General features: G+C 52.6%; 21 protein-coding genes and 1 other annotated feature. Of the genes, 13 read left to right on the plus strand and 8 right to left on the minus strand.

Annotated elements, in window-relative coordinates; all coding sequences use genetic code 11:
• The first annotated feature begins 105 nt into the window (after nucleotides 1-105).
• Nucleotides 106-1,809: a peptidase G2 autoproteolytic cleavage domain-containing protein gene (locus QW71_RS16715; protein ID WP_039300648.1), complete on the plus strand. Its 1,704-nt coding sequence runs from the start codon at nucleotides 106-108 to the stop codon at nucleotides 1,807-1,809.
• 294 nt (nucleotides 1,810-2,103) lie between these two features.
• On the opposite strand, the gene QW71_RS16720 is transcribed toward QW71_RS16715, so the two are convergent.
• From QW71_RS16720 to QW71_RS16730, 3 genes are read right to left on the minus strand one after another with little or no spacing between them, the layout of a single operon-like run.
• A complete protein-coding gene (locus tag QW71_RS16720) occupies nucleotides 2,104-2,604 on the minus strand; it encodes an arsinothricin resistance N-acetyltransferase ArsN1 family A (protein WP_039300651.1) in 501 nt (166 codons plus the stop codon).
• Nucleotides 2,605-2,633: 29 nt separating this feature from the next.
• Nucleotides 2,634-3,452 carry an arsenite methyltransferase gene (locus QW71_RS16725; protein ID WP_039300654.1) on the minus strand — a complete coding sequence of 273 codons (819 nt, stop codon included), beginning with the start codon at nucleotides 3,450-3,452 and terminating at the stop codon, nucleotides 2,634-2,636.
• 46 nt (nucleotides 3,453-3,498) lie between these two features.
• Nucleotides 3,499-3,948 (minus strand): MarR family winged helix-turn-helix transcriptional regulator, encoded by a 450-nt coding sequence (locus QW71_RS16730; RefSeq protein WP_039300657.1) that lies wholly within the window; start codon nucleotides 3,946-3,948, stop codon nucleotides 3,499-3,501.
• 140 nt (nucleotides 3,949-4,088) lie between these two features.
• Here QW71_RS16730 and QW71_RS16735 point away from each other — a divergent pair, with 140 nt between their 5' ends.
• From QW71_RS16735 to arsC, 3 genes are all read left to right on the plus strand, one after another.
• On the plus strand, nucleotides 4,089-4,415 hold the full coding sequence (locus QW71_RS16735) for a metalloregulator ArsR/SmtB family transcription factor (RefSeq protein WP_039300660.1): 327 nt from the start codon (nucleotides 4,089-4,091) through the stop codon (nucleotides 4,413-4,415).
• 120 nt (nucleotides 4,416-4,535) lie between these two features.
• The gene (locus QW71_RS16740; protein ID WP_039300663.1) at nucleotides 4,536-5,825 is read left to right on the plus strand and encodes an arsenic transporter; all 1,290 of its coding nucleotides are present in this window, start codon (nucleotides 4,536-4,538) and stop codon (nucleotides 5,823-5,825) included.
• A 25-nt stretch (nucleotides 5,826-5,850) separates the two neighbouring features.
• Nucleotides 5,851-6,270, plus strand: coding sequence for an arsenate reductase (thioredoxin) (gene arsC, locus QW71_RS16745; RefSeq protein ID WP_039300665.1), 420 nt, complete (start codon nucleotides 5,851-5,853; stop codon nucleotides 6,268-6,270).
• A gap of 446 nt (nucleotides 6,271-6,716) precedes the next feature.
• On the opposite strand, the gene QW71_RS16750 is transcribed toward arsC, so the two are convergent.
• Entirely contained in the window at nucleotides 6,717-7,946 is a 1,230-nt protein-coding gene (locus QW71_RS16750; protein ID WP_047013809.1) for an oxalate decarboxylase family bicupin, read from the minus strand.
• Between the two features lie 150 nt (nucleotides 7,947-8,096).
• Here QW71_RS16750 and QW71_RS16755 point away from each other — a divergent pair, with 150 nt between their 5' ends.
• The 4 genes from QW71_RS16755 to QW71_RS16770 all read left to right on the plus strand — a co-directional run bounded on the left by QW71_RS16755 (nucleotide 8,097) and on the right by QW71_RS16770 (nucleotide 13,767).
• Nucleotides 8,097-9,653, plus strand: coding sequence for a tetratricopeptide repeat protein (locus QW71_RS16755; protein ID WP_039300668.1), 1,557 nt, complete (start codon nucleotides 8,097-8,099; stop codon nucleotides 9,651-9,653).
• A gap of 82 nt (nucleotides 9,654-9,735) precedes the next feature.
• Nucleotides 9,736-9,998: a binding site (T-box leader), on the plus strand.
• Nucleotides 9,999-10,075: 77 nt separating this feature from the next.
• Entirely contained in the window at nucleotides 10,076-11,779 is a 1,704-nt protein-coding gene (locus QW71_RS16760) for a glutamine--tRNA ligase/YqeY domain fusion protein (RefSeq protein ID WP_039300671.1), read from the plus strand.
• Between the two features lie 74 nt (nucleotides 11,780-11,853).
• The gene (locus QW71_RS16765) at nucleotides 11,854-12,057 is read left to right on the plus strand and encodes a hypothetical protein (RefSeq protein ID WP_039300674.1); all 204 of its coding nucleotides are present in this window, start codon (nucleotides 11,854-11,856) and stop codon (nucleotides 12,055-12,057) included.
• A 414-nt stretch (nucleotides 12,058-12,471) separates the two neighbouring features.
• Entirely contained in the window at nucleotides 12,472-13,767 is a 1,296-nt protein-coding gene (locus tag QW71_RS16770; protein WP_039300760.1) for an Nramp family divalent metal transporter, read from the plus strand.
• 1,022 nt (nucleotides 13,768-14,789) lie between these two features.
• Here the strand turns inward: QW71_RS16770 and QW71_RS16780 are convergent.
• From QW71_RS16780 to QW71_RS16790, 3 genes are all read right to left on the minus strand, one after another.
• Complete coding sequence (locus QW71_RS16780) at nucleotides 14,790-16,106, minus strand: ABC transporter substrate-binding protein (protein ID WP_039300679.1); 1,317 nt, start codon at nucleotides 16,104-16,106, stop codon at nucleotides 14,790-14,792.
• A gap of 115 nt (nucleotides 16,107-16,221) precedes the next feature.
• Nucleotides 16,222-17,058: a carbohydrate ABC transporter permease gene (locus QW71_RS16785; protein WP_039300683.1), complete on the minus strand. Its 837-nt coding sequence runs from the start codon at nucleotides 17,056-17,058 to the stop codon at nucleotides 16,222-16,224.
• Complete coding sequence (locus QW71_RS16790; protein WP_039300685.1) at nucleotides 17,058-17,948, minus strand: carbohydrate ABC transporter permease; 891 nt, start codon at nucleotides 17,946-17,948, stop codon at nucleotides 17,058-17,060. The genes QW71_RS16785 and QW71_RS16790 overlap by 1 nt, the downstream gene beginning before the upstream one ends.
• A gap of 191 nt (nucleotides 17,949-18,139) precedes the next feature.
• On the opposite strand from QW71_RS16790, the gene QW71_RS16795 reads away from it, so the two are divergent.
• The 3 genes from QW71_RS16795 to QW71_RS16805 all read left to right on the plus strand — a co-directional run bounded on the left by QW71_RS16795 (nucleotide 18,140) and on the right by QW71_RS16805 (nucleotide 22,760).
• A complete protein-coding gene (locus tag QW71_RS16795) occupies nucleotides 18,140-19,963 on the plus strand; it encodes a sensor histidine kinase (protein WP_039300689.1) in 1,824 nt (607 codons plus the stop codon).
• Between the two features lie 112 nt (nucleotides 19,964-20,075).
• On the plus strand, nucleotides 20,076-21,656 hold the full coding sequence (locus QW71_RS16800; protein ID WP_039300691.1) for a response regulator: 1,581 nt from the start codon (nucleotides 20,076-20,078) through the stop codon (nucleotides 21,654-21,656).
• A gap of 102 nt (nucleotides 21,657-21,758) precedes the next feature.
• A complete protein-coding gene (locus QW71_RS16805) occupies nucleotides 21,759-22,760 on the plus strand; it encodes an HD-GYP domain-containing protein (protein WP_039300694.1) in 1,002 nt (333 codons plus the stop codon).
• A 17-nt stretch (nucleotides 22,761-22,777) separates the two neighbouring features.
• Here the strand turns inward: QW71_RS16805 and QW71_RS16810 are convergent, their stop codons facing one another.
• Entirely contained in the window at nucleotides 22,778-23,914 is a 1,137-nt protein-coding gene (locus tag QW71_RS16810; RefSeq protein WP_039300697.1) for an N-acetylmuramoyl-L-alanine amidase, read from the minus strand.
• A gap of 224 nt (nucleotides 23,915-24,138) precedes the next feature.
• Here QW71_RS16810 and QW71_RS16815 point away from each other — a divergent pair, with 224 nt between their 5' ends.
• Complete coding sequence (locus QW71_RS16815; protein WP_039300700.1) at nucleotides 24,139-25,140, plus strand: TIR domain-containing protein; 1,002 nt, start codon at nucleotides 24,139-24,141, stop codon at nucleotides 25,138-25,140.
• Between the two features lie 4 nt (nucleotides 25,141-25,144).
• Complete coding sequence (locus QW71_RS16820) at nucleotides 25,145-25,372, plus strand: hypothetical protein (RefSeq protein ID WP_039300702.1); 228 nt, start codon at nucleotides 25,145-25,147, stop codon at nucleotides 25,370-25,372.
• The last annotated feature ends 781 nt before the right edge of the window (nucleotides 25,373-26,153 follow it).

Raw genomic sequence — 26,153 nt, forward strand, 5'->3', positions numbered from 1 at the left:
TGAAATTTATAATGGAAAGTGATCTATAACTTGACCACATTCGCCGTTACCGCCGCTCGTCCACAGACATAAATATATTGTAATACGATGAAAGCGGTGATCAGGATGGGAAGCGGAGTAGGGAATACGGCGAGCGGCTTTGCTGCGCATGCCGAGGGGCTGAATACAACAGCAAGCGGTGCAGCCGCTCATTCTGAAGGCTTCTCTACACTTGCCAGCGGAGATACCTCGCATGCAGAAGGCAATACTACTATTGCCAGCGGAAGCGCATCGCATGCGGAAGGCTATCTCTCCCAGGCAACGAATGATACGGCACATGCAGAAGGAACTTCTACTATAGCCAGCGGAGTAGCCGCGCATGCAGAAGGTTATTTAACCAACGCAATGGGCGAAAGCTCACATGCGGAAGGCTCGACGACACTGGCTGCCGGCCTCGAAGCCCACTCTGAAGGGTTCGGCACACAGGCTTGGGGCGCACGTTCACATACAGAAGGCTTCAATACTTCGACGCAGACGACAGCTATCAATGCCCATGCGGAAGGAGAGGGCAATTCAGCCAGCGGCCGGGCCTCCCACGTAGAAGGCGGCGGTGTCGATCCGCTGGATAATCCGGCACCAAGCTTTGCCAGCGGAGCCAGCTCGCATGCCGAGGGAGTAGGAACCACGTCCATGGGCTTCGCCTCACATGCGGAGGGCGGCACTGCGGACATCACCCTAGCCGCCGGGCCCTCAGCTCTTGGCGACTTCTCGCATGCCGAGGGGCAGAATACAGTGGCCAGCGGTTCGGCTTCCCATGCCGAAGGATTAGCAACAACGGCCAGCGGCAATGTGGGTGCGCACGCTGAAGGGCAGAATACAACGGCCAGCGGAACAGCCTCGCACGCCGAGGGCTTCCAGACTACAGCCAGCGGGGCTTCCGGCCATGCCGAAGGGGCCAACACACAAGCCAGCGGCTCCTTTTCCCACGCCGAGGGAGTCGGTACATTGGCGAATGCGCCTTATGCGCATGCCGAAGGTGCGGATACTACTGCTTCCGGCCAGGCTTCCCATGCGGAAGGGTTCCAGACCCAGGCTTTTGCTCCGAACTCCCATGCCGAGGGGGAAGCGACGATTGTTCTCGCGGAGCATACAGGCGCCCATATCATGGGCCAGAACGGCTCAACGCGGTTTCCGTATTCGTGGCATTTGGCCAACGGGCTGGCGGTCGGCCCTACCTTTAACTCGGCAGTGATTGAAGGGCTTACGGGTAATATTTATCTGGATGGTACGCTGATGTCTCCAGGTGCAGCAGATTATGCAGAAATGTTCGAAACCTCGGACGGGCTCACCATTGACGCAGGTTATTTCGTTACGTTTGATGGGGCCAGTGACAGAATCCGCAAAGCCAAGGCAGGGGATGAATATATTCTTGGTGTCATCAGCGCCAGACCGGCTATCGTTGCCGATTCGAGTGACCTGCGCTGGAACGGCATGTTCGTAACCGATGAGTGGGACCGGATTCTGTATCACGAGGTAGAGGTCGCTGAGGTTAGAAATGAATACGGCGATATTGTCCGTGAGGCGGGTACGAAATCAGAACCGGTGCTTAACCCTGAATGGGATGGCTCCCGGGAATATGTTTCCCGCCAGGACAGGGAAGAATGGGTAGCTGTAGGAATTGTCGGCAAGCTGCTTGTCCGTGATGACGGTACCTGTGTAGCCGGGGGCTACTGCCGCCCGGATGATAACGGAATGGCAACGGCAGCGGATACTGGTTACCGGGTAATGAAGCGTACGGGTGAACGTCAGATTCGCATTTTTGTGAAATAACCGGCCGGATCAGCGGCCCAGCCAAACAAAGCCAAGCGAACCGGGATGACCCCGGATCCGCTTGGCTGTTCGCTGTCCTCAGGATTTATCCTTTTTGACAGCAAGCTGTACGATCATAATGATGAGAACGAGCAATGCGATGAGCTGATCTGTACTCATGGTGGTCCGGCCTCCAATCCACTGGCAAGGATGGCTCTTCGGACCTGCATCTCCTCTCCAAGAAGCTGCTGCGTTCCCCATAATCTAGCCTATGAACCGGCAGAGAAGGTTAGTACTTAAGGATATAAAATATTGTTATAGCAGCAGCTTCTCCATAATCATGACATCAGTCATCCGGCCGTCCAGTTTCCCCTGTTTCTCGAGTACGCCAACCTCACGGTAACCGCTTTTGCGGTATAAGCCCTGGGCCATTGGGTTAAAGGGAAAAGTGAACAGCACAATTTTATAGAAATCAGCCGCTACGGCCTTTTCCTCCAGGGCATGCAGTAATAGACTGCCAATGCCGCGGCCGCGGGAGGCACGTTCAATATAAATGGAGAGATCGGCGACACCGTCATAAGCGCAGCGGTGGGAATAACGATTGAGCGAAGCCCAGCCCAGAACACTGCCTTCGGCTTCGGCAACGAGTATAATAAAGCGTCCTTGATGTTCCTGGAACCAGTCAGACATCGCATTCAAATCTTTAGCTGAGCTTTCCAGTGTAGCGATCCGGTCTTCAATCCCCTGGTTATAAATATGCAGAATGCCGGTGAGGTCTTGGAAGGTGGCAGGACGAATCATTAATGTCGAAAGCATATTATCGGCCTCCTAAGGTACCTTGCGAATTATGGCTTCACAGCAGTAATTACTGCTGAGGCAATATACTGGTCAATGTCTGCACCGGGAACCCAGTCTTTAATGAAGGTGCGGGATTCATCCTTAGGTTCGACTGATATCCGGATGAAACCGCTGTTTGCCAGCATGGTCTGCAGGACAGGTACGGAGGAGGCTCCTGAGATGCAGCCGGAATAAAGGTTGCCCAAATCCTGTGCGATTTCAGGAGGCAGCTCAGCAGTGGTAACGATGTCGGATATCGCCAGCCTTCCGCCGGGCAACAGCACCCGGAACGCTTCATTGAATACTTGCTGCTTATCAGGAGAGAGGTTGATTACGCAGTTGGAGATAATGACGTCTATGATGGCATCGGCGACAGGCAGATGCTCGATTTCTCCCAGCCGGAAGCTGGTATTGGCGTAATGTCCCCGGGCAGCATTATCACGTGCCCGGCTGATCATTTCAGGGGTCATGTCTACACCTATGACAGAACCGGACGCTCCCACCTGGCGGGAAGCCAGGAAACAGTCGAAGCCGCCGCCGCTGCCAAGATCCAGAACGGTTTCTCCAGGCTGCAGTCCGGCAATCGTCTGAGGGTTGCCGCAGCCAAGTCCAAGGTTCGCGCCTTCCGGCACAGCGTTCAATTCTTCGCCGGAATAACCAAGACTTGCGGAAATGCTGTTGAAATCGGCTGGTGCCGAACAGCAGTCAGAAGAAGCCTCCTCCGGGCAGCAAACGGAGGGAGCAGATTGGCCGGTAACAGCGATTTGCTGATACCGGGTTCTTACATTTTGGCGGATTCCATCATGAGTAGGTTGGTTCAAGTTCATCACTCCTTTATAATAATTGCAAATTGCAACTATATAACGAAAGAAATCAGCCTGAGACAGGCGCGCAGCATTTGCTTGATTTCCCCATAGCTTCATTGAAGATCTTTACGGACCGCAGTACCGTTTCCTGTTCAAATTCAGACATGTAGGAGAAGACTTCCTCCAGATATTCATTCATTTGCCGGTCGATGGTTCCGGCTACAGATGAGCCTTGCTCTGTTAAAGACAATACAAACACCCTGCCGTCGGAGGGATCGGGATTTTTGCGGACAAGTCCCATTTTGACCAGAGCCTGCACCTGGCGGCTGAAAGTTGTAACATCCGTTCCGAGCACTTCCGCAATTTGCTGCATGGACGGATTATGCCTCCGCTGTACTTCATAGAGCAGATGGCTCTGGGCCAGAGAAATGTCATGCCCGCCTACGGTGCAGCAGTTTTTGTTAAGCAGACCGAAGCGGCGGGTCATGATCTGAAAGAGCTCGCGTGCATTTTCCATTGAAGTTCACCTCATATTTCAGTTATAGCTTATATATTTGTAAAGTGCAACTATAGAATCGAAATATTACCTCTTGTCCTTTTGATAAGACTGTTTTAGTATATAAGCATTGGCTTATATACTAAGGAGGCTGAACCGCGATGGATAAGCTTAACGAGGTGGCTGATGACCTGAAGCTTCTGGGAGACAAGACCCGCCTGATGATGCTTGGACTGCTGCAGGAGCGGGAATGGTGTGTCTGTGAGTTCGTCGAACTCTTTGAGATCTCGCAGCCGGCCATCAGCCAGCATCTGCGTAAACTGAAGGATAAGGGGATGGTGAAGGAGAGCAAACGCGGGCAGTGGGTGCATTACTCCCTGAATGTGGAGGGCAAGCCGCATATCACGGCCGTCCTGCATGGACTGCCGGATTCACATACTCTGCTGTCGTCATTGAATAAGACAGAGGTTACTGCCTGCTGCGACTGATATTATACTAGATCGATGAGAACGTCTGGAGGACAGGCTGGCGTTACTCTTATATATAAATTTATCTGATTGGGGAGTGCTGCGGGAAATGTTGCTGCGGGTCAAACGGAGGGCGGGATTATGGTTGTCTTAGCCAGCCTTATTTTTGTTATTACTTTAATCTTTGTGATCTGGCAGCCGCGGAAGTTATCCATTGGCTGGTCAGCCTGCGGCGGAGCGCTGCTGGCCCTGGCGGCAGGCGTGGTCAGCTTCGGGGATGTCCGCGATGTGACGCTGATTGTGTGGAATGCCACGCTGGCCTTTGTAGCTATTATTCTGATTTCTTTGATACTCGACCGTGTTGGATTCTTCGAATGGGCGGCACTGCATATGGCTGCGGCGGCACGCGGCAACGGTACGCTGATGTTCATCTATGTCATCCTGCTGGGCGCAGTGGTAGCGGCGTTGTTTGCCAATGACGGGGCGGCGCTGATCCTGACACCGATTGTGCTGGCGATGGTCCGGGCGCTGAATTTTGATGAGAAAAAAGTGTTTCCCTTCATTATCGCCAGCGGCTTCATCGCCGACACGACTTCGCTGCCGCTGATCGTCAGCAATCTGGTCAATATTGTATCCGCCGATTTCTTCGGCATCAGCTTCACGGAATATGCAGGACGTATGCTGCTGCCTACGCTGTTCTCGCTCGCCGCCAGTATTCTGGTCTTATACCTGTTCTTCCGCAGAAGTATACCCAAAGTGTACGACACTGCCGGGATGAAGCTCCCGGAGGAGGCGATTAAGGACAAGCGCATGTTCCGGTTATCCTGGGGCGTGCTGGCGCTTCTGCTGGCCGGATATTTTGTCAGTGAATTTCTGAACATTCCGGTTTCTGTTGTGGCAGGTGTAATCGCGGTTTGCTTCCTGCTCATGGCCCGCCGGAGTCCCTACGTCAAGACGATGGAAGTGGTCAAGGGCGCGCCGTGGGCGATTGTCTTTTTCTCCATTGGCATGTATGTCGTGGTGTATGGCTTGCGTAATGCCGGACTGACCGATGTGCTTGCAGAGATGATCAGTGAGGTGGCGGAACACGGTTTGTTCGCAGCAACGATGGGGATGGGCTTCCTCGCCGCGATCCTCTCCTCAGTGATGAATAATCTGCCGACTGTGCTGATTGGGGCGCTGGCCATTGATAACGCACAGGCGACAGGTCTCATTAAAGAGGCTCTGATCTACGCGAATGTCATCGGTTCCGATTTGGGTCCGAAGATTACGCCGATCGGCTCGCTCGCTACTCTGCTGTGGCTGCATGTGCTATCAGGCAAAGGTGTAAAGATCTCTTGGGGCACTTATTTCAAAACAGGAATTATTCTGACGATTCCGACGTTATTTATCACATTGTTAGGTTTGTATCTGCAACTGAAGCTGTTCTAATCTAATCCTGAAGGAGAAATCAGACATGAGCAAAAAGACAATCTATTTCCTGTGCACGGGGAATTCGTGCCGGAGCCAAATGGCGGAGGGCTGGGCGAAACAATTTCTCGGGGACGCCTGGAATGTGTACAGTGCGGGAATTGAAGCGCACGGCTTGAATCCCAAGGCAGTACAGGCAATGAACGAGGTGGGGATCGATATTTCTGCCCAGACCTCGGATATTATTGATCCTGCGCTGCTTAACAGTGCTGATCTCGTAGTAACATTATGCGGGGATGCCGCCGATAAATGTCCGGTGACGCCTCCGCAGGTACGGCGGGAGCACTGGGGATTCGATGATCCGGCCAAAGCGCAGGGCAGTGAGGAAGAGAAGTGGGCGGTATTTCAGCGGGTCCGTGATGCAGTCGGCGAGCGGATCAAGCGGTTTGCAGAGACTGGTGAGTAGAGGTTTCCTATACGGGAACGAAACACAAACTAATGATTAAGAACAAAAGGCGGTGCAGACGGGGTGTCTGACCGCTTTTTATGTTGTTCTGGAAAGAATGCAGTTCGAACAATTGGAGTTACCCATTAATTATAGGACGATCATTAAAATCTTGCAGAAAATACAACAATTTTCTCCGGATATGGCTTCTTAAACAATAATGTTGTATGAATTACAACATTTTTACTGCTTCAGCTTCTTAATGGAGGATATTATTGTATTTTGTGCAACAATTCTCCCAAACAGCCGGATATTCAGATGATCAAGTTGCAGAATGTACAACATTAAGGCCGGTCTATACAGCTGACCTTAAGGATTTTCACTTCAGCCGCTTGGTTGGGGTAAAGATAAGGCCATAGGGCAGACTGACCTGCCCAATCCAGTCTCAAACTGAGCAAGACAACGCGCTACTTCTTTTGCTTCCCAAGCCCATGCTCATGCCCGTGCCCCTGCTCCTGCTCCTGATCCGGGTATTTCACGACAGGCCATTTCACTTTGCGCAGGGCATCCATCAGCTCCGGCCCCACATTCAGATTGCTGCTGACCAGTTCATGGGGAGTAAGCGCCATCCACTGGTTCAGGGAGACATCGGCGAACCGGTCGCTCCGGAACATTTCCAGGAACCAGAGCGTGTCTGTCCCGGTATTCTGAATATAATGTCCCTGGGCAAAAGGCACATAGCCGACATCTCCGGCTCTGACGTTAAATGTACGCGCTGCGCCGTCCCCGCCAAAGACCGTCATCCGGCCTTGCCCGGTCAGATAATACTGCCACTCGTCATTATTCGGATGCCAGTGCAGCTCCCGCATGCCGCCGGGCTCAATCTCCACCAGCGCGGCGGCAATGTTCCGGGAGATGGGGAAATTGCTGGAGTCGACAATCCGCACACTGCCTCCGGGCGTCCGAAGCGGCGGCTGGGCCAGCAGCTGATGCTTGAAGCTCAGCGGAATTTCTCCATAAGGTGACTCGACTCTCTGACTCTCAAGGGGGCCGGGCACCTGATCCTGATATATATACACTTGTTCCTTCGGAATACACTCAAATGCAGATTCAGGTACGCCGAAGTTGGCGGACAGGACCTCTGGCGGCGTATGGGCGAACCAGTCGGAGATCGACAGGGTGTTCAGATCCGAGAAGCTTCCATCGTCAAAAACAAGCAAAAACTCGCATCCCTCCGCCAGCCCCTGGATTGAATGCGGGATTCCCGGAGGGAAGTACCACAGATCGCCCGGGCCGACATCGGCAATGAAGTTCCGGCCATTCTGGTCCACGGCGGTAATCCGGGCGCTGCCGAGCAGCATATAGGACCATTCCGCCTGCTGGTGCCAGTGCAGCTCGCGTACTCCGCCCGGGGTCAGGCTCATATTCACTCCTGCAAGTGTGGTGGCAATAGGCAGCTCTCTGACGGTAACTTCCCGGGACCAGCCGCCGAAGTTCAGCTGCATATGGGCGTCAGAAAATGAGAATTTCAGATTGGGGATCAGCCCGTTATCTGTAGAGGGCGGGACGAACATATCGGGATTCTCCCGGTCGCGTAGAATATCGCGGGGGCCGAGGTCAACATTGCCTGCACCGTCACTGCGGATAGGCTGGGGGATAACGGGCTTGCTTGAAGAACCGGGTTCGGCAGGGCTCATGGCTTAAGCTCCTTTCTGGATCGCACAGCACTCCAAGAAATATATGCGCCAGTATGCCACTTATGAGTTGTGAAGGGCTGAGCGAAATGTGATAATATTTGACTACCGGACAAATTTCCGTACGATAATCAGAGAGCAGGGTTTGAACTAATGACAATAGACGGACAAGAACGCTACCGCTTCAGTGAAGCGCCAATATGGGAACTGCAGCGCAGGTATTATGAGCAGCTGGGACTGCAGGCTTGGGCGAATGACCAGGTCCCGCAGTACATTACAAGCAATCCGATGATCGGAACAGCGTATGCGGAGATGATCTTCGGATTTCTGCAGGACCGTGCAGAGAAGGGGCATACTACAGAACCGGTTATTATTCTGGAGCTTGGCGCAGGTGTCGGACGCCTGGCATTCCATGTCCTGCAGCAGCTGTGTGAGCTGATCCAGTATGCCGGAGTGCTGCTGCCTCCTTTCCGCTACGTCATGAGCGATCTGCCCTGGAAGAATATTGAGGGCTGGCAGAAGCATGAAGGGCTGAAGCCTTTTGTGGAGCAGGGTATTCTTGATTTCGCCCGCTTTGATGCGGTGCAGGATACAGAGCTGTCCCTGACGCAGAGCGGAAGGGTGATTAAGCCCGGCGGATTGCAGCAGCCGCTGATGGTGATTGCCAACTACTTCTTCGATAGTATTCAGCAGGAGCTGCTCTATGTTGATGAAGGCAAGATCTATGAATGTGAGGTTTCGTTAAAATATCCGGAGCAATCGGATTCGATGGGCCCGTCTGAAGTACTGCGCGATCTGGTGCCGGAATATCATTACCGGCGGGCAGCGGAATATGAGGATGGCTCTTATCCTTACCAGGAAGTGATTTCGTTCTATCTGGACAAGCTGGAGGATTCGCATGTGCTGTTCCCGGCCGCTGCGCTGTCCTGTATGGAACGTCTCGGGGCACTCTCCCAGGGGAGCTTCCTGCTGCTTACCGCAGATAAGGGCGACCACCGGCTGGAGAACTGGGAATTCGCCGAGCCGCCGAAGCTGATTCATCACGGCAGCATTTCACTCACGGCAAATTATCATGCGCTGGTGCATTATTTTGAACGGAAGGGCGCCAAGTCCCAGTTCACGCAGCATCATTATAAGAATCTGAATGTCGGCTGCATTCTGATGCTTGAAGAGCCGATGCTCCATCCCCATACCCGTCTGGCCTACCGGCGGTTTGTAGAGCGGTTCGGACCGGATGATTTCTTCAGCCTGAAGGTGTGGATCGACAAAAATTACGATACGATCGGCATGCAGCAGATCCTGGCCTTCTGGCGGCTGGGCGGATATGATGCCGAGCTGTTCATCCAGAGTGCGGAGCGTATCTCTGCTCTGCTGCCGGATGCCAGTGATGATGAGCTGCTGGACCTGCAGCGCGGGATTGATCTGATGTGGAAAGGCTTCTATCCGATGCCGCAGAAATATGATCTGGCCCTGGACTGCGGTCTGCTGCTGTTCGAGATGGAGCAGTACGGGGAGTCCCGCCGCTTCCTGGAGCATTCGCTTGCATCCAGTGAGGAGGAGCCGGTAATTACTGTATTGTACTGCCTGGCTATTTGCAGCTACGAGCAGGAGGATGACGAAGCGGCGCTGGATTACACGCGCAGATCACTTCTGATTGAGCCGGAGCATGAGGAAGCTTTGGAGCTTTTGGCGGCATTGAGCCAGGGGTAAGAATGTCCCGCAGGCTGATGCCGCCCCCGGACACCGCTATACTTTACACCCTGCCTGTGATTTGTTATTCTGGATCAAATGATCAAACGCGATGACGAGAAGAGTAGGTCCATTCATTCCCTTACAGAGAGCTCCGGGTGGTGCGAAGGAGCAGGGAAGGCTGGACCGAAACAAGCCTCTGAGCGGTGCGCCGGAACCGGCTATGGCCGGGGATGGTACAACAGGAGCTCCTGTTACAGAGCTAGAGTATAAGCCCTGCCTTGCCGGCAGCGCCGTACTTGATGAGATTAATATGGCGACATATTAATAAACCTGGGGTGGTACCGCGAGAATCTCGTCCCCAAGACTACAGTCTTGGAGGTGAGGTTCTTTTTTGTTGTCCCGTAAGGGCAGGTATCACCAATATACAGGAGGAGATCAGAATGACTGACGTTAATGTGAATGAGAGTGAACCGGCCGTGCCGGAGAATTATATGGATAAGCTGATCAGAGAAGACGTGGAGGGTGGAGTCTACAGCAGGGAAATCTGCACAAGGTTTCCGCCGGAGCCCAATGGTTATCTGCATATCGGCAGTGCTTTTGCCATCCACACGAATGTTGAGATTGCCCGTAAGAATGGCGGCAGATTCCATCTGCGCTTCGATGATACCAACCCGCTGAAAGAGGATATGGAGTATGTAAAAGCTATTACCGAGGACATGGAATGGCTGGGCTGCAGCCCGGGAGAGCATATCTATTATGGCTCCGATTATTCGGAGGAAATCTGCCGCAGCGCAGAGGAGCTGATTCTTAAGGGGAAAGCTTATGTCTGCGACCTGACTCCGGAGGAAGTGACGTCCTACAGGGGGACATTAACCGAACCTGGTAAGGACAGTCCGTACCGGGACCGCTCGCCGGAAGAGAATTTGCGGCTGTTCCGGGAGATGCGTAATGGAGAATATCCTAATGGTGCAAAGGTGCTGCGGGCCAGAATCGACATGTCTTCGCCGAACATCAATCTGCGCGACCCGGTACTCTACCGGATCATTCATGCGGAGCATTACCGCACGGGGGAGGCATGGTGCATCTATCCGATGTATGATTTTGCCCATCCGGTTCAGGATGCCATTGAAGGGGTGACGCATTCGCTGTGCTCCATCGAGTTCAAGGACCACCGGCCGCTGTATGAGTGGGTGCTTACGGAGCTGAATATTCCTGAACCCCCTAAGCAAAGGGAATTCGGCCGGGTGAATCTGACGGGAGTGGTCACGAGCAAACGTTATCTCCGGGCGCTGGTTGCCGGGAAGTATGTGGACGGCTGGGATGATCCGCGTCTGCCTACACTCCGTGGACTGCGCAGACGCGGGTTCACGCCGGAGAGCATCAAGGATTTTGTCCGGGAGATCGGGATGGTCCGCAATACGGTAATGGTCGATTTCTCGCTGCTGGAGCACTGCGTAAGACAGGATCTTAAGGCGAAGGTGCCGGCTATCATGGCCGTGCTGAATCCGCTGAAGGTTGTGCTTACCAATTACGAAGCCGGGGCTTCTGAATTTCTTAACATTGAGTACAACAGTGAGAATTCCGCGCTCGGCACAAGGGACGTTCCATTCTCCGGCACACTCTTTATCGAGCGGGAGGACTTCATGGAGGTACCCTCCAAGGGCTTCCGCAGACTGACGTTTGGCGGTGAAGTACGGCTGAAGGGTGGGTATTTCATCCGCTGCAACGAAGTGATTAAGGATAAGGAAACTGGTGAGATTGTCGAGCTGCGCTGCACCTATGATCCGGATACGAGAAGCGGGAGCGGTTTTGACGGGCGGAAGGTAAAAGGAACCATCCATTGGGTGTCCGCCGAGCATGCGGTCAAAAGTGATGTGTACCTGTATGAGAAGCTGCTTGTAGACAATGAAGGGCCGAAGGAGGAAGAGGAGACCTGGGAAACGTACATCAACCCCGATTCTGTAACTTTGCTTAAGGATTGTCTGCTGGAGCCGCTTGAGGGCAGCCCGAAACCTGGAGACAAATTTCAATTTCTGCGTCACGGCTATTTCTGTATCGACAGCAGGCACAGTTCTGACCACAGGCTGGTATTCAACAGAATTGTCCCGCTGAAGGACACCTGGAAAGGGAAAGCGGAAAAATAAGCTTCAACACAGTTTCTCCACAAACGGCGGCTATACTAATGGCAGCACCTTGAATCCCGGAGGGAGGAAAAGCCATGAACTGGTCCTGGTTAATCACACTGGTCTGTCCGCTGATGATGATCCTTATGATGTTCGGAATGCCCGGCATGCGTGGTATGCATAGACATGGAGGCCACTCTCGGAAGCAGGCGGATGTGGAGAAGCTGCAGCAGGAGTTGAATGAGCTGAAGCTACAGAATGAACAGATGCGCTCTGATATCCGCAGTATTACCTCTTAAGCAGTGTGGATCACACTGGAATGCCCGGCGGGCGAGAGTCAGGATGAATTTCCTGGGGCTCGCCTGTTTTTTTGTTTTGGGATACCCGCAAAGTGCCTGAGTAATCGTCGAAGCTACGGCCCCACTTTGTGGGGTATTTTATATTTTAACTGCTTAAATAACTCTGTGTTGTATTGGGTAATTACATATGGGCCGGAGCATCACTTTGCCGCAGGTTTGCACATAATATAATTTGGAGCAGACGGGCGGATGCCGTAGTTCAGAATCAACCTATTGCTCGTATGAAAAATCCAATGAAAATACATTTACATTTCTCAATTAGCGGATTATAATGAAAACAAATCAAATGTTGCATCAGGGAAACTTTCGTGTATATAGACAACTTTTTCCGGGCAAGAGGAGGGATAGAAAATGATGGAGCAAAATACAGCAGTAGAATCATCCCCTATACTAAAAGGACATACTAATAAACATTCGGCACAATCGGTGCTGAATGGAGATGTCAAAGGACTGAAGAGACTCCTTCCTTTCCTGGGTCCGGCTTTTATCGCTTCTGTAGCGTACCTGGACCCCGGCAATTTCGCCACTAATATTACAGCAGGCTCGAAATACGGATATTTGTTATTATGGGTTATCTTTGCCTCGAATCTGATGGCTGTCCTTATACAATCCTTATCCGCCAAGCTTGGCATTGCCACCGGCAAGAACCTGCCTGAGGTTGCCCGGGAGAAATTCCCGAGAGGCGTGTCCATCTTCCTGTGGATTCAGAGTGAACTGGTCATTATTGCTACCGATCTGGCGGAATTTATCGGGGCAGCCCTTGGACTATACTTGCTGTTCGGTATACCAATGCTGCCGGCTGCGCTGATTACCGCTGTTGGATCATTCGCTATTCTGGAGCTCCAGCGGCGCGGCTACCGTACCCTGGAGGCCGGAATTGCCGGGATGGTGATGATTGTTGTTCTGGCTTTTGCATTTCAGGTCATTATGGCGAAGCCCGATGCGGGCAGTGTAGTTGCCGGAATGTTTACGCCAAGATTCGAAGGCGTGGACAGCATCCTGCTGGCTGCCGGGATTCTCGGCGCGACGGTTATGCCGCATGCGATTTATCTGCATTCCTCGCTGACCCAGAGCCGGGTCGTCGGGATCGATGAGCGGGAGAAGAAACAGATCTTCCGGCTGGAATTCATCGATATTCTGATTGCGATGCTGATTGCCGGTGCCGTGAATATGGCCATGGTGGTTGTAGCTGCGGCGTTGTTCTTCAAGAATGGTCTGGTCGTTGAGGATTTGGATGTCGCCTTCGAGCAGTTCCGCAATCTGGCAGGACCGGTTACCGCCATCTCCTTCGGCCTCGGCCTCCTGATCGCAGGTCTGTCGAGCTCCTCGGTCGGTACAATGGCTGGTGATGTGGTCATGCAGGGCTTCATTAATAAAAAGATCAATCTCTACCTCCGGCGGGCGATTACAATTATCCCACCGCTGACCATCATCGCCTTCGGGATTAACGCGACAAGTGCACTGGTGATGAGTCAGGTCGTTCTCTCCTTCGGGATTGCCTTCGCCCTGATTCCGCTCGTGATCTTCACCAGCGACCGCACAATCATGAAGGGTCTGGTGAACCACCGGATCACCACCATCCTCGGCTGGATTATCTCGGCTCTGGTAGTGTCGCTGAATTTGTTCCTGATTGTGGAGATGTTTGTATAAATACCTGTAGCGACAATAATGTTTTATGCTATGAATTATTTATCTATAAGGCCGTCCCAACGCCATGAAATGGTGGTTTGGGGTGGTCTTTTGTTTGTTGTTTTGGTATGGGGAGTAACTTTGAGTTTGCGGGAGCAGGCAGCGTATGGATGGAGGGAGGGAGAGAGGTGCTATTGATTTGGCGGTGGATGAGTGTATGGATGGAAGGAGGGGGAGAGGTGCTCTTGATTCCGCTGGAAGCCGCAAAATAGGGATGGTGGATGAATGTAACAGGGGCTCATTCTAACCCATGCGGACCGTACAGACTTTATTTGCTTAAAAATCCCCATTTATCCGGGCTAACGGACCGAGGTGCACTTATTACCTCTCAAACAGGCCTGAATCAGGTGGAAATCGTGCATTAAGTGCACTGGTGTCCGTTAGCTTGCGAAAATGGGATAACTGTTGGCAATAAGAGCTCCTGTGTCCGTTAAAAGCTGGGGTTACTTGGCGTTCAAGTGAGACGGCGGCTAGGATTTGGCTATAGGAGGGGATGCTGCTATGTTCTGCGAATTGAATGGAGAAAACCTGCCCATATCCGACAGAGTTGCAGTGGGAAATGAGGCGGGGGCAGAGGGGCGTCAAGTGTATAGTATAGTGATGCACAAATGCAGACTGGCCGCCTATTTTCTATGGGGTCTTGAAGATTATGGTTGGTCTTTGAGCATTGTGATGGGTTTATAGATTGTGATTGGTCTTGGAAATTGTAGTTGGTCTTCAAGGTTTTAGAAGCTCCCCCTCTTAAACTGCGGTGCGGACGGAATGATTGTGGAAAAGCGGAGCGGTCGCGTTTGTATCCGGATTTTCACCGCTAAGGGGAATAAATAAAATCTGGATACAAGAGCGATTGGAACAACGTTCCGTTTGCGGAGCGTGCTCACCGAGCGTCGACGTAATTTATACTGATAAGCAAAACAGGGGGGTCTCAACAGCCAATCATGGCCGCTGAAGACACCCCCTATTTATGCACTAATTCAATAAAATTATTGCTTCACAATATCCTGCACAGCCTTATCCAGCTTCTCCAGCAGCTTATCACGGTCAAGCTGTCCGCCGAGATATTCCTGCATCGCAGCGCCGAAGCCCTGGGTTACGCCGTCAGGGAACATATCCCAGTTCCAGCCGAGGGCGGTAGCAGATTTCTCCTGCACGGCAACGGCAACCTGGCCGATGTCTGCCGCGTCAGCGGTGACGTTAGTTTCAGCCGGGATGAACTTGAATTCCTTGGTCAGATACTTCTGGCCGGTTTCGGAAGTGACGAGCCAGTTCAGGAAGGCTTTGGCTTCTTCCGGATGCTCGGATTTACTGTTCACCACATAGTTGTTAGGTACGCCTACAAGGATGGTGCCTTCTTCGCCGCTGATCGGAAGCGGGAGGAGGCCCAGATTCAGGGCAGGATCGATTTTATCGATATCGCCTTGCGTCCAGTTGCCCTGCAGCATCATCGCGGCTTTGCCGGATGCGAATTCCGCAACCTGGGTAGCATAGTCGGTAGTCATCTTGTTATCCTGGGCATTGTCGAAGATCACATCCACCAGATCCAGCCACTGCTCGAATACGGCGTTGCCTTTGATCGTCTGCGTACCGGCTTTGACATCATCAATGAACTGCTTCGGATCAGGCTGATGGGCCAGACCTACGTTGACAAGGTGAATCCCCATCGACCACCACTCATTAGTGGCTTCAAACGGTGTGATGCCGGCGGCTTTCAGCTTGGCTGCCGCATCTTTCAATTGCGGGAGGGTCTTAGGCTCTTCCGTAATGCCGGCTTTGGCGAACAGATCCTTGTTGTAGATCAGTCCATAGCCTTCTACGTTCATTGGCATACCATAGAGCTTGCCGTCCACGGTTGCCGGAGTTTTGGCGGTTGGGATCAGATTGGCCGCCCAAGGCTCATTGCTCAAATCAGTGGCGCGGTCCATATAAGGTACGAGGGCAGTATAACCGCCGTTATTGAAAATTTCAGGTTCAGAGCCGGAAGCAATCTCCGCTTTGAGCAGCGCGCCGTAATCTTCACCGCCGCCATGCGTTTCCACTTCGACCTTCACACCGGTTTCTTTCTCATATTCTTCGGCGAGTGCATTTAGCTGCTCGGCAATTTCAACCTTGAACTGGAACATTTTGATCGTAACATCCTTGGCAGGTGCCTTGGTTGCTTCCGGTGCTGTGGTTTCGGTTGACGTGTTAGGAGCATTGGTTGCGTTTCCATTGCCTGCGGAATTCGTATTGCCGCTATTCCCGCAACCTGCGATAATAAGTGTGCAAACGGTTGCGATAACGAACGCGAACTTTCTTTTCATAGAATAACCTCCCTGGTCTATGGTTCCTGCAACTAGATCGTAATGCAAATGACAGTGGACTTACACTTAATATTTTGCTCGAAAAAGTGGATATTGTTGCAAGGGGATCTCGCGATCATCCCTTAATGGAGCCTGTGGTTACACCTTCGACAATATATCGCTGCAGGGACAGGAAGAATATGAGGATAGGCGTAATCGCCATCACGAGACCCGCAAGGGCCAGATCCCACTTCTTGGTGTACTGCCCGAAAAACTTGGTCACTGCAACCGGCAGGGTCGTCAGATCCTTATTTCCCCCGATGACGAGCACCGGCAGCAGATAGTCATTCCAGATCCACAGTGTGTTAAGGATAATGACCGTTACAATAATCGGCATCAGTAGCGGGAACACAATTTTGAAGAATACGCCGTACGGATTGGAGCCGTCCACCCGCGCCGCTTCCTCCAGCTCAAAAGGCACTGTCTTGATGAACCCGTGGAACAGAAATACGGAGAGCGGCATTCCGAAGCCGAGATAGCAGGCCACGATCCCGTATAATTCTCCGCGAAGCTCCAGAATACTGGTCACACGGACTAATTGCAACATCAGCGACTGGAACGGAATGATCATCGCCGAGACCAGCAGCAGGAAGACGAAGGAATTGAAGCGCGTAGGCTTCCGTACAATCTGATAGGCGGCCATCGAGCTGAACAGGACAATGAAGATTACGCTTAAGACAGTGATTTGCAGGGAACTGAAGAAGGCTTGCGGGAAGTCAATGGCATCCCAGACCTTGGAGTAATTATCCCAGTGGAACACCTGCGGCCAGGAAGCGGCGTCGATCAGGATGTCCTTCAGTCCTTTAACCGAATTGCTTAGTACCAGGTAGAAGGGGGATAGGAAAATAATGGCCAGAAGTATGGCGGCGATCTCCAGAATGAAGTTTCTGGGCCGGTATCTGCTGCTGTTCATTAGGCCGACACCTCTTTTCTTTTGGTAAGCCAGACCTGTGTGACCGTGATCAGTGAAACGGCGGCGAAGAAGAGCAGCGCTTTGGCTGTACCGAGGCCGTACCGGTTGTTGATTAGCGCTTCCGCATAAATGTTATAAGCCAGCGACTGGGTTGAGGTGCCCGGTCCGCCTTTGGTCAGCGACAGGTTGAGGTCGAACATTTTGAATGCGTTAGAGGTTGTCAGGAACAGGCAGATCGTGATTGCCGGCATGATCAGAGGTACATAGACACTCTTGAACAGCTGCGGGGCACGGGCGCCGTCAATTTTGGCCGCTTCGACCAGATCCTTAGGGATACCAGCCAGTGCCGCAATATAAATGACCATCATATAACCGGCAGTCTGCCAGACGAACACAATGACCAGACCCCAGAATCCGGTGCTGGGCGTACCCAGCCAAGGCAGCTGGAAGAATGAAATGCCGGTAAGCTCGCCGATCGTGGCGAAGCCTTTGGTGAAGATGAACTGCCAGATGTAGCCGAGCAGAATGCCGCCGATTACATTGGGCATGAAAAAGATGGTGCGGAGCAGCTTCTTCGTCTTCAGCGTCGTCATCAGAATGAAGGCAAGCAGCAGCGCCAGTACGTTGGCGGCCACTACGGAGATCACGGTGAAGCGGAGCGTAAAGAGCAGAGACTCCCAGAACTTATCGTCGTTCGTAAAAATCCGTCTCCAGTTGGCCGCGCCGGTCCAGACCGCTTTGTCCAGATCGAGCCCGTTCCAGTCGGTGGAAGAGTAGTAGAAGCCGAGGAAGAATGGGGTGACCACAATGGTCAGGAAAAAGAGCAGACAGGGGCCGAGAAATACGATTTGCTGTCCCCAGCCTCGTTGCAAGCGCAGAGCTTTTCTCATATGGGATCTCCTTTGTATAATATTTCTACGTGTTCACAGCTTCATTATAGAAAGCCCGGGCCATCGCCAACACTCAATTTGATGATGAGAAAAGTGGATTATATTGCAGCCGGTTTGCTTCCGGAGCGAGTTTTGCTGCAAGGTTATATCAGAGAAGCGGTTCTTCCGCAAAACTTTCAGGAGGTTCGCCCATGTTCAGAAACAGTATCCGGACGCGGCTGATGGCCTTAGTGCTGCTGGCGTCAGTGATTCCGTCAGGCATATCCGTTACCTTCTCCTATCTCTATACCAAGCAGTCGGTTACGGAGCAGTCCGTGAAGCAGAATACGAAGCTGCTGACGCTGGGGGAAGCGAATCTCAGCAGTTATTTCAGCGGCATGAATCAGCGGGCCATGTCGCTGTACAGCGGAATTAATGTTCCGAGCTCCTTCTACACCACGCTGCTTACCGCCAAAAGCAATGAGCAGGCGCCAGCAGGTACGGTTCTGCCGGATACCCGTGCGGTAATCTCCACCCAGCTATACAATTTGTTCCTCTCAGACCGCAATACCTTCCAGATCCATCTCTACGTCAGAGCGGCCCGGCAGTCCAATCTGCTGCTGGGCGGATGGTTCCGCCGGGAAGAGAATGCGGATTATGCAGAGGCAGAGCGTCCTGAAGGGACATACCGGCCGTATATTGAGGTGACACATATGGATCATCAATACGGCGTAAAGTCCGGCTTCCCCAATCTGAAGCCGGGGAGCGTTCCGGTCTTCACTGCACATTTCCCCCTCTACCGTACGCCCAGCGACAGTGTACTGGCCGATCTGTCCATTGATTACACCCTTGAGGAGCTGGAGGGGATCGTCAAATCGATGTACAACTCGGACACGGAGCGTCTGTATGTGCTGAATGAGCAGGGGCAGGCTTTATTCGCTTCCGATCCGGACTGGGTCGGCAAACAGGTGGAGACCGGATGGAGCCGTCTTCCCGAAGGCAGTGACAGCGGCCATTTCACCTGGAAAAAGGACGGCTTCCAGGGCATTGTCATGTACAAGCATATCAAGGACCCGCTCTTCAGCGGCAGCATCATCAAGCTGGTGCCTTATGAGGATCTGTATGGTGATGCGAGGGTCATCACCCGGTTCAATATGGGGATCGGGCTGCTGTTTCTCCTGATCGGGGGAATCAGCGCGGTTCTCATCTCCATCGGCTTTACCCGGCCGATCAAGAAGCTGATCAACTTCACCCAGAAGGTGCAGATCGGCCAGCTGGATGCGCATATGGATGCTGAGCGCGAGGATGAATTCGGCCTGCTGACCCGCAAAATCACCGGCATGACCCGGACGATCAATGACCTGATCGTCAAGGAATACCGCCTGGAGCTGGCGAACAAGACGAATCAGCTGAAGGCGCTGCAGGCTCAGGTCAATCCGCATTTTCTCTACAATGCCCTGCAGTCCATCGCCAGCTTGTCCTTGCGCTATAATGCGCCGAAGGTGTATGATCTCATCTATTCCCTGGGCAGCATGATGCGCTATTCCATGAATACGGAACGGACGCAGGTGCCGCTGCGCGATGAAATGGAGCATGTGCAGAATTATGTGATTCTGCAGACGGAGCGGTTCGGCGAAGAGAATCTGCGCCTGGAGATTCATGCGGCGGAAGCAGCGCTGGAGACGGTCCTGCCCAAGATGATTCTCCAGCCGATCGTGGAGAATATCTTCAAGCACGGCTTCGCGGACGGAATCCGCGAAGCCGTCATCCGGATTGACTGCACGCTGGAGGGGCAGTCGCGGCTGGTTCTTGCCGTCAAGGATAACGGCAAGGGCATTAGCCCGGAACGGCTGGAGGAGATTACAGCCGGACTTAGAAGCAGCGGCCGGCCTGAGAACGAAGAGATCGGCCTGTATAATGTGCTGGCCCGCCTGCGGCTGCAGTTCGGCAGCGGGGCGGAGATGCAGCTGCATAATGAAGAGGGCCAAGGGGTTACGGTTACCCTGATTATTCCGCTGGAGGGGCCAGGCGAATAATGCCACCCTCCCGGAGAGACAGTTACAGTATGAATGTTTAACGCGATGAATTATTGATGATAGAGTGATGAATGAAAAAGGGTGCAGACATAACCTAAAGGAGCGGCTGGGAATGAAGGTGCTGATTGTAGATGATGAGAAGCATGTGCGGGAGGCGATCCGTTATTTTGTTCCGTGGGACAAATATAATATCTCCGATATATATGAGGCTACCAACGGTCAGGAAGCGACCCGGGTGATGCAGGAGCATCAGCCGGCGATCGTGTTCACCGATATGCGGATGCCGCTGATGGACGGAGCCGAGCTGCTGGAATGGCTGCATAAGCATTATCCGAATACGAAGACCATTGTCATCAGCGGGTATCAGGATTTCAATTACGTGAAGCCGGCCATTGTCTACGGCGGGACCGATTATCTGCTGAAGCCGCTGAACAGCAAGCAGCTGATCGCCTCGGCGGAGCATGCCTTTAAGCTGTGGATGGAGGAGGAGGCGGTGCGGAAGCAGTCGCAGCGCCAGAATATGCAGCTGAACGTGCTGCGTCCGCTCTACTGGGACAAGGTGCTGTCCGATCTGGTCTACGGGCATGCCTCCTTTCAGGAGCTGAAGCTGGCGCTCTGCGAAGAGCTGGGGATGCCGATTGGAGCAGCCTCCTGCAGAGTGGCTGTCATCTCGATGCAAGGTGCAGACTGCCGTCTGCTGCAGAGATTTCATGGCGATGTGGCGCTGACGGCTTTTGTGCTGGCCAACGTCTGCAATGAAGTTATGGCACCGGACTACAGCGGTTATGCCTTCCGCAGCTGGCAGAGCGGGGGAGAGCTTGTGATTCTGCTGTGGAATGCTGTTCAACAGGCGGAGACGGTACTGAACGGAGTGAATGAATCGATCCGCCAGGCGTATGGCGTTCAGGTGGATATCGGGCTCAGCCTGCTGAACCCGTTGCCGGAGGGGCTGCAGCTTGCCTTTGCCCAGGCACGCCAAGGGCTGGAGGAACGGAATCTTCTTCAGCGTGATGGACGGATACATCTCTGCAGAGCAGGCGGGGATGAGAGTAGGCCTGAAGAAGACTACGCCCTGGATGTGCAGCTGGACAAGCTTAGAATCGCGGTATTGTCGGGTGATCTGGAGCGAATGGTGCGGGTTGTGGAGGAATGGGCGCGGGAGCTTGCCGGGTTGCCGCTGCTTACAGAGAGCAGCTTCCTCCATCAGCAGGAGGAGATCCGTGCTGTTCTGACGCGCTGGCGGCCGGAGGAGGAGATCAGCCTGGAGCTATGTTATGACTCACAGGGACTGTTCTCGGTGGAGAACTGGGAGAGTCAGCTTAGGTCTCTGCTGCAGCGGCTCTCCAAAGGCAGCGCTCAGGCTCAGGGCAGCAGACTTGTGCTGGAAATCAGAGAATACCTGAACCGGAATTATGCGCAGGAGATGACGCTGCAGCATATTGCGGAACGCTTTTTCATCAGCAGGGAGAATGTCTCCCGCAAATTCAAGCAGATCACCGGGGAGAATCTGTCGGATTATTTAACCAGTCTCAGAGTGGATAAGGCGAAGACTCTGCTGCAGAATACGAATTTGCGGCTATCGCAGATCGCGGAGCTGGTGGGCTATGAAGACGAGAAATATTTCAGCCGTGTCTTCAAGAAATCCACTGGAGTAACCCCGCGGGAGTACCGTAAGCAGGACGAGGAAGATTAAGAACCGCCCCAATTTCCCTTTCAACATTTTCCAGCGTTAAACCGATAATAGCTATATGGGCAATTTATATATTGTTTCGGTTATCTGGGAGGGCTGGAAGGTATGGACAACTATCTGGGAAGAACGATTAAGAATGATCTGATCAATGCATACGGAGTTACAGTTATTCCTGCCAAGAGCAAATTGAATGCAGAACATCTCGAACTCATCCGCAAACAAAGAATTGATGTGCTTGATATCATTTTTGTGGATGAACAGCAGGCTCCCTCTTATCGTCAAATGGCAAACAGTGTAGTAGATAGCTCCAAGGAAATGTTTGAATCCTACAGAATATCGCGGAAAATTCCCCTAGCCGATATCAGGAAGGATGTCGTTCCGGTAATACAGGAAATCTCGCGCAATCCTGATATTTTTGCTTTGTTCAGTTCGGTCCAGGGCAGGGATGATTATACATACCAGCACAACGTTGGAGTCGGTGTACTGTCCACCCTAATCGGCAGATGGTTACATATGAGTGAAGCCGAGCTGTCTGTGCTCTCCTTGGCTGCAACCCTGCATGACATCGGCAAGCTGAAGATTCCCAATGAGATTCTGAACAAGCCCGGCAAGCTGACGGACGAAGAGTTTAATCTGGTGAAGAAACACACGATATACGGCTATGAGATGCTGAAGGAAACCACCGGGGCCAATTCGCGCATTACACTGGCGGCACTGCAGCATCATGAGAGGAACGACGGCAAGGGATATCCGCTGGGACTTAAGGATGAACAGATTGATTCCTATAGCAAAATTATAGCGGTTGCCGATATTTTTCATGCCATGTCCAGCAAACGCCCCTACCATGAGGCTATGCCTTTCCATGTGATTGTCGATCAGATGAGAAGAGGCAGCTTTGGCGCGCTGGACCCGCATATTGTTTCGGTTTTTCTGGAGAACATTGTGAAGCGGACCGTTGGCCGTGAGGTAGTATTAACCGATGGCCGGGTCGGCGAGATCGTCTATCTGAATCCGCATGATATCGAAACACCGCTTATCCGTATTAACGATGAATATATTGACCTCAGCAAAATAAAAGAACTCAATATCCGGGAAATCACCATATAATTTCAGATGACTTCCTTTCAGTTTTTATAATAATCAGCTACCCCCTCGGCGATAGCCTGTGCAGCCATCCGCTGATAAGCGGCTTTGCGGACAATCGACTCGTCGTACGGATTGCTGAGGAACCCAAGCTCTATAAGGGCTGCGGGAAGCGGATTTTCCCTTAGAATATGATAATTGCCGAAGGAGAGGCCGTTGCTCCGCAGGCCGATTCCTGCGCCAAGCCGGGTTTCAATCGCCCGGGCCAGCCGGAGATCGTTCTGCTCCGAATAGAAGAAGGTCAGCGTGCCGGAGACATTCTTCGGAGAGGAATTATAATGGATGCTGACAAAAGCGTCCGCCCCGAGCTGCTGCCCGAGCTGCACCCGCCGGGAGAGCGTTGGCTTCTGGTCTCCACGGGTACGGGTCAGCTCTACCCGGGCCCCTTTGGCGGTCAGGTAATCCCGGAGATATAGGGAGGTCTGCAGGGTAAGGTCCTTCTCCATCGTGTCATAGGTTGTGCCGAGCATACCGGGGTCACTGCCCCCATGACCGGGATCGACGACAATCAGCTTGCCGCGGATGCTGCCGGATTTCCTTACTACACTGGTGTTTTGGGCATTTGAACTGGCAGTGCTTAAGTTCTGGACACTTCCCCCAGCAAGGTACTGGGTGGATACCCAGCCGGTAGTTCCTCCGGCTGTACGGATTCTTGACCATCCGTCCTGGCGGAGCAGAATCGTAACGGCATTCCCGGACTGCAAAGAACCGACTACCTCATAGCTGGTTCCCGGGCCTCCCCGGATACGCAGGGAAGAGGCGGTGACAACAGCCATTCCGCTGGAGGCGGAGGAGGTCTTAACGGATGTGTTGGCGGATGAGGTTTCTGCGGAGGCAGCTCCGCTGGTCCGCTTCAGATAATACCCGGCGACCCATCCGGATACAGATCCGGCCCGTACTTTGAGCCAGCCATGCTGCTCCTCTGTGACAGTTACTACGGCTCCATTAGCCAGAGAGCCGGTGATGGCTGCGCTTGCAGCAGGCTCACTGCGCACATTCAGGGAGTTCGCGTATACTTTGGCTGTGTAGGTATCTGCAGCATTGGCAGCAGAAGGCGGCAGCGCATATGAAGTCAACAGACAGGCTGCCAGTACGGCGGTATGTAATATTCTTTTCATATAAAGCCTCTTTTCCCGGATAGATAAATTTCTATTACCCGTTTCATCGGCCGGAGAACAATAATTTATTAAAATTAAGGATAGTTGTCATTCAATTCTACATATAACAACGATAATTCACGCTAATACGTCTTGCTGTTTAATATAACTGGCGGCCCTATTCCTTAGGGGGAAATGTCTGTATAATTATTACATATTGGGGAAACAGATAAAGGAGTGCCGCCGTGATCAGACCTAGATTATTCATTGGATCCTCCAGAGAATCCATCCGCTACGCCAGGGCCATCCACGAGCAGCTGAAGCGGACCGCAGAAGTTCATCCTTGGTATGCTGCTGCTTTCCGGCCGAATGAATATACGATGGAGGCACTGGAGCGGAATCTCGATATCAGTGACTTTGCCGTATTCGTGTTCTCGCCTGATGATGTGGCCCGGATCAGGGGTAAATATTATTATGTAACCCGGGATAATACCCAGTTTGAAATGGGCTTGTTCTGGTCCAGACTACGGCGCGGCCGGGTCTTCTGCCTGCTGCCGGATCAGGTACCCTCTCGCAGCGATCTGATTCCAGGGGAGAATGTGGAAGAGTACCACCTGCTGTCCGACCTGTCGGGGCTGACGCCGCTGGAATACGAGTGGCAGCATGAGAATGCTACAGCGGCGGTGGATGTCAGCTGCGGCAAAATCATCGACAGCATTCAGGGACAGGGCATGTACCATGATCCGGCTGTTGAGCTGCAGCAACTTAGAGCAGAGCTTAGGCGAAAAGAAAGTATCCTTCACTTCTTTTGGCAATATAATAATAATGTGACGCCTCCCCAGCCGGGTGAGAACTATCAGGCGCTCAGCGAAGCCGTCCGTAATTCATTCATACCTCCGGAGGATTGCCGGGTGATCGGAGCCGCCATGTGGCGGGCTGAAGAGGGGGAAGGCCTGAAACAGGTGGGCGGCAATGTAGGCCGCGGGCATATCTATCCGTTCTCGACCTCTGAAGACGGAAGCGGAAAACCGGGTGTGCTGGATGCTTTTTTGGCTAAGGAATGGACTTTCTTACAGCGTACGGAAGTTGCGGAGGTATATATCCTATGCTATCCTTTAGGGGAGAACCACGTGATTTCTGTACATTTCTCCGGAAGCGGGGGATTATCGGCAGAGGATCTTACAGCAGTGGTTGCCTATAACCGTGATTTGTTCCGTACCGTCAATCATCTAGTGGAAGGGGACTGACAGGATGAAGAATATGAAGAATGCAGTTAGTATTTCTAGTAGCGTCCGCCGGTCTGCGGGCGGTAATGGTAACAGTGCGGGAGGCAAAGGCCGTTCCAGACGCAAATCCGGCACCAAGCTCTCTCCATCCGCGCTTAATGTATATTTAGCGCCTTCTCTGGAGGGCGGAGACGACGAGTACAAGAAGCTGGTCAGCGGCAAAGTTGATAATAACAAGCCATCATTCGCATAACGCATACTGCATAACGCATACTGCATCATCGAGCATTGAGCAGGTCTCCGGCATGGCCGGGGGCCTTTTTTTGTTCTTTAATTGTTCTTTAAGGGAATTATGAGATTCGTCTATGTGGATAAGGAGCGTAATGTTATGGATAAGTTTCCTTGGAATTTGGGGCTGGACCGTCTGAAGGACGAATAGTTCTTATAGCCAGAATCCCTCTGCCCGGCCGAAAGTGGGCGGTAGTGGGGGAATCAAAGGGATAAATCCCACTAAATCGGCCGAAAGTGGGCGATATGAGGAAATGAAAGGGATAAATCCCTCTGATTCCGCCGGATGTGGGTGGTATGAAGAAATGAAAGGGATAAATCCCTCTGATTCGGCTAAAAGTGGGTCGAATGAGGAAATGAAAGGGATAAATCCCTCTGATTCGGCCGAAAGTGGGCCAAAAGAGAAAATGAGGGGCATTAGTGCCCCTGAATTCACCGGGTACGGGCCAAAGGAGGAAATGAGGGGCATTAGTGCCCCTGATTCCGCGGATGCGGGCTAAAAGAGGAAACGAGGAGCATTAGTGCCCCTGAATTCACCGGGTACGGGCCAAAAGCGGAAATGAGGAGCATTAGTGCCCCTGAATTCACCGGGTACGGGCCAAAAGCGGAAATGAGGAGCATTAGTGCCCCTGAATTCACCGGGTACGGGCCAAAAGCGGAAATGAGGAGCATTAGTGCCCCTGAATTCACCGGCTACGGGCCAAATGAGGAAATGAGGGTGAATTCCCCGGGTACGGGCCAAAAGC

The organism is Paenibacillus sp. IHB B 3415 (assembly GCF_000802655.2).
GTDB lineage: Bacteria > Bacillota > Bacilli > Paenibacillales > Paenibacillaceae > Paenibacillus_AQ > Paenibacillus_AQ phytohabitans.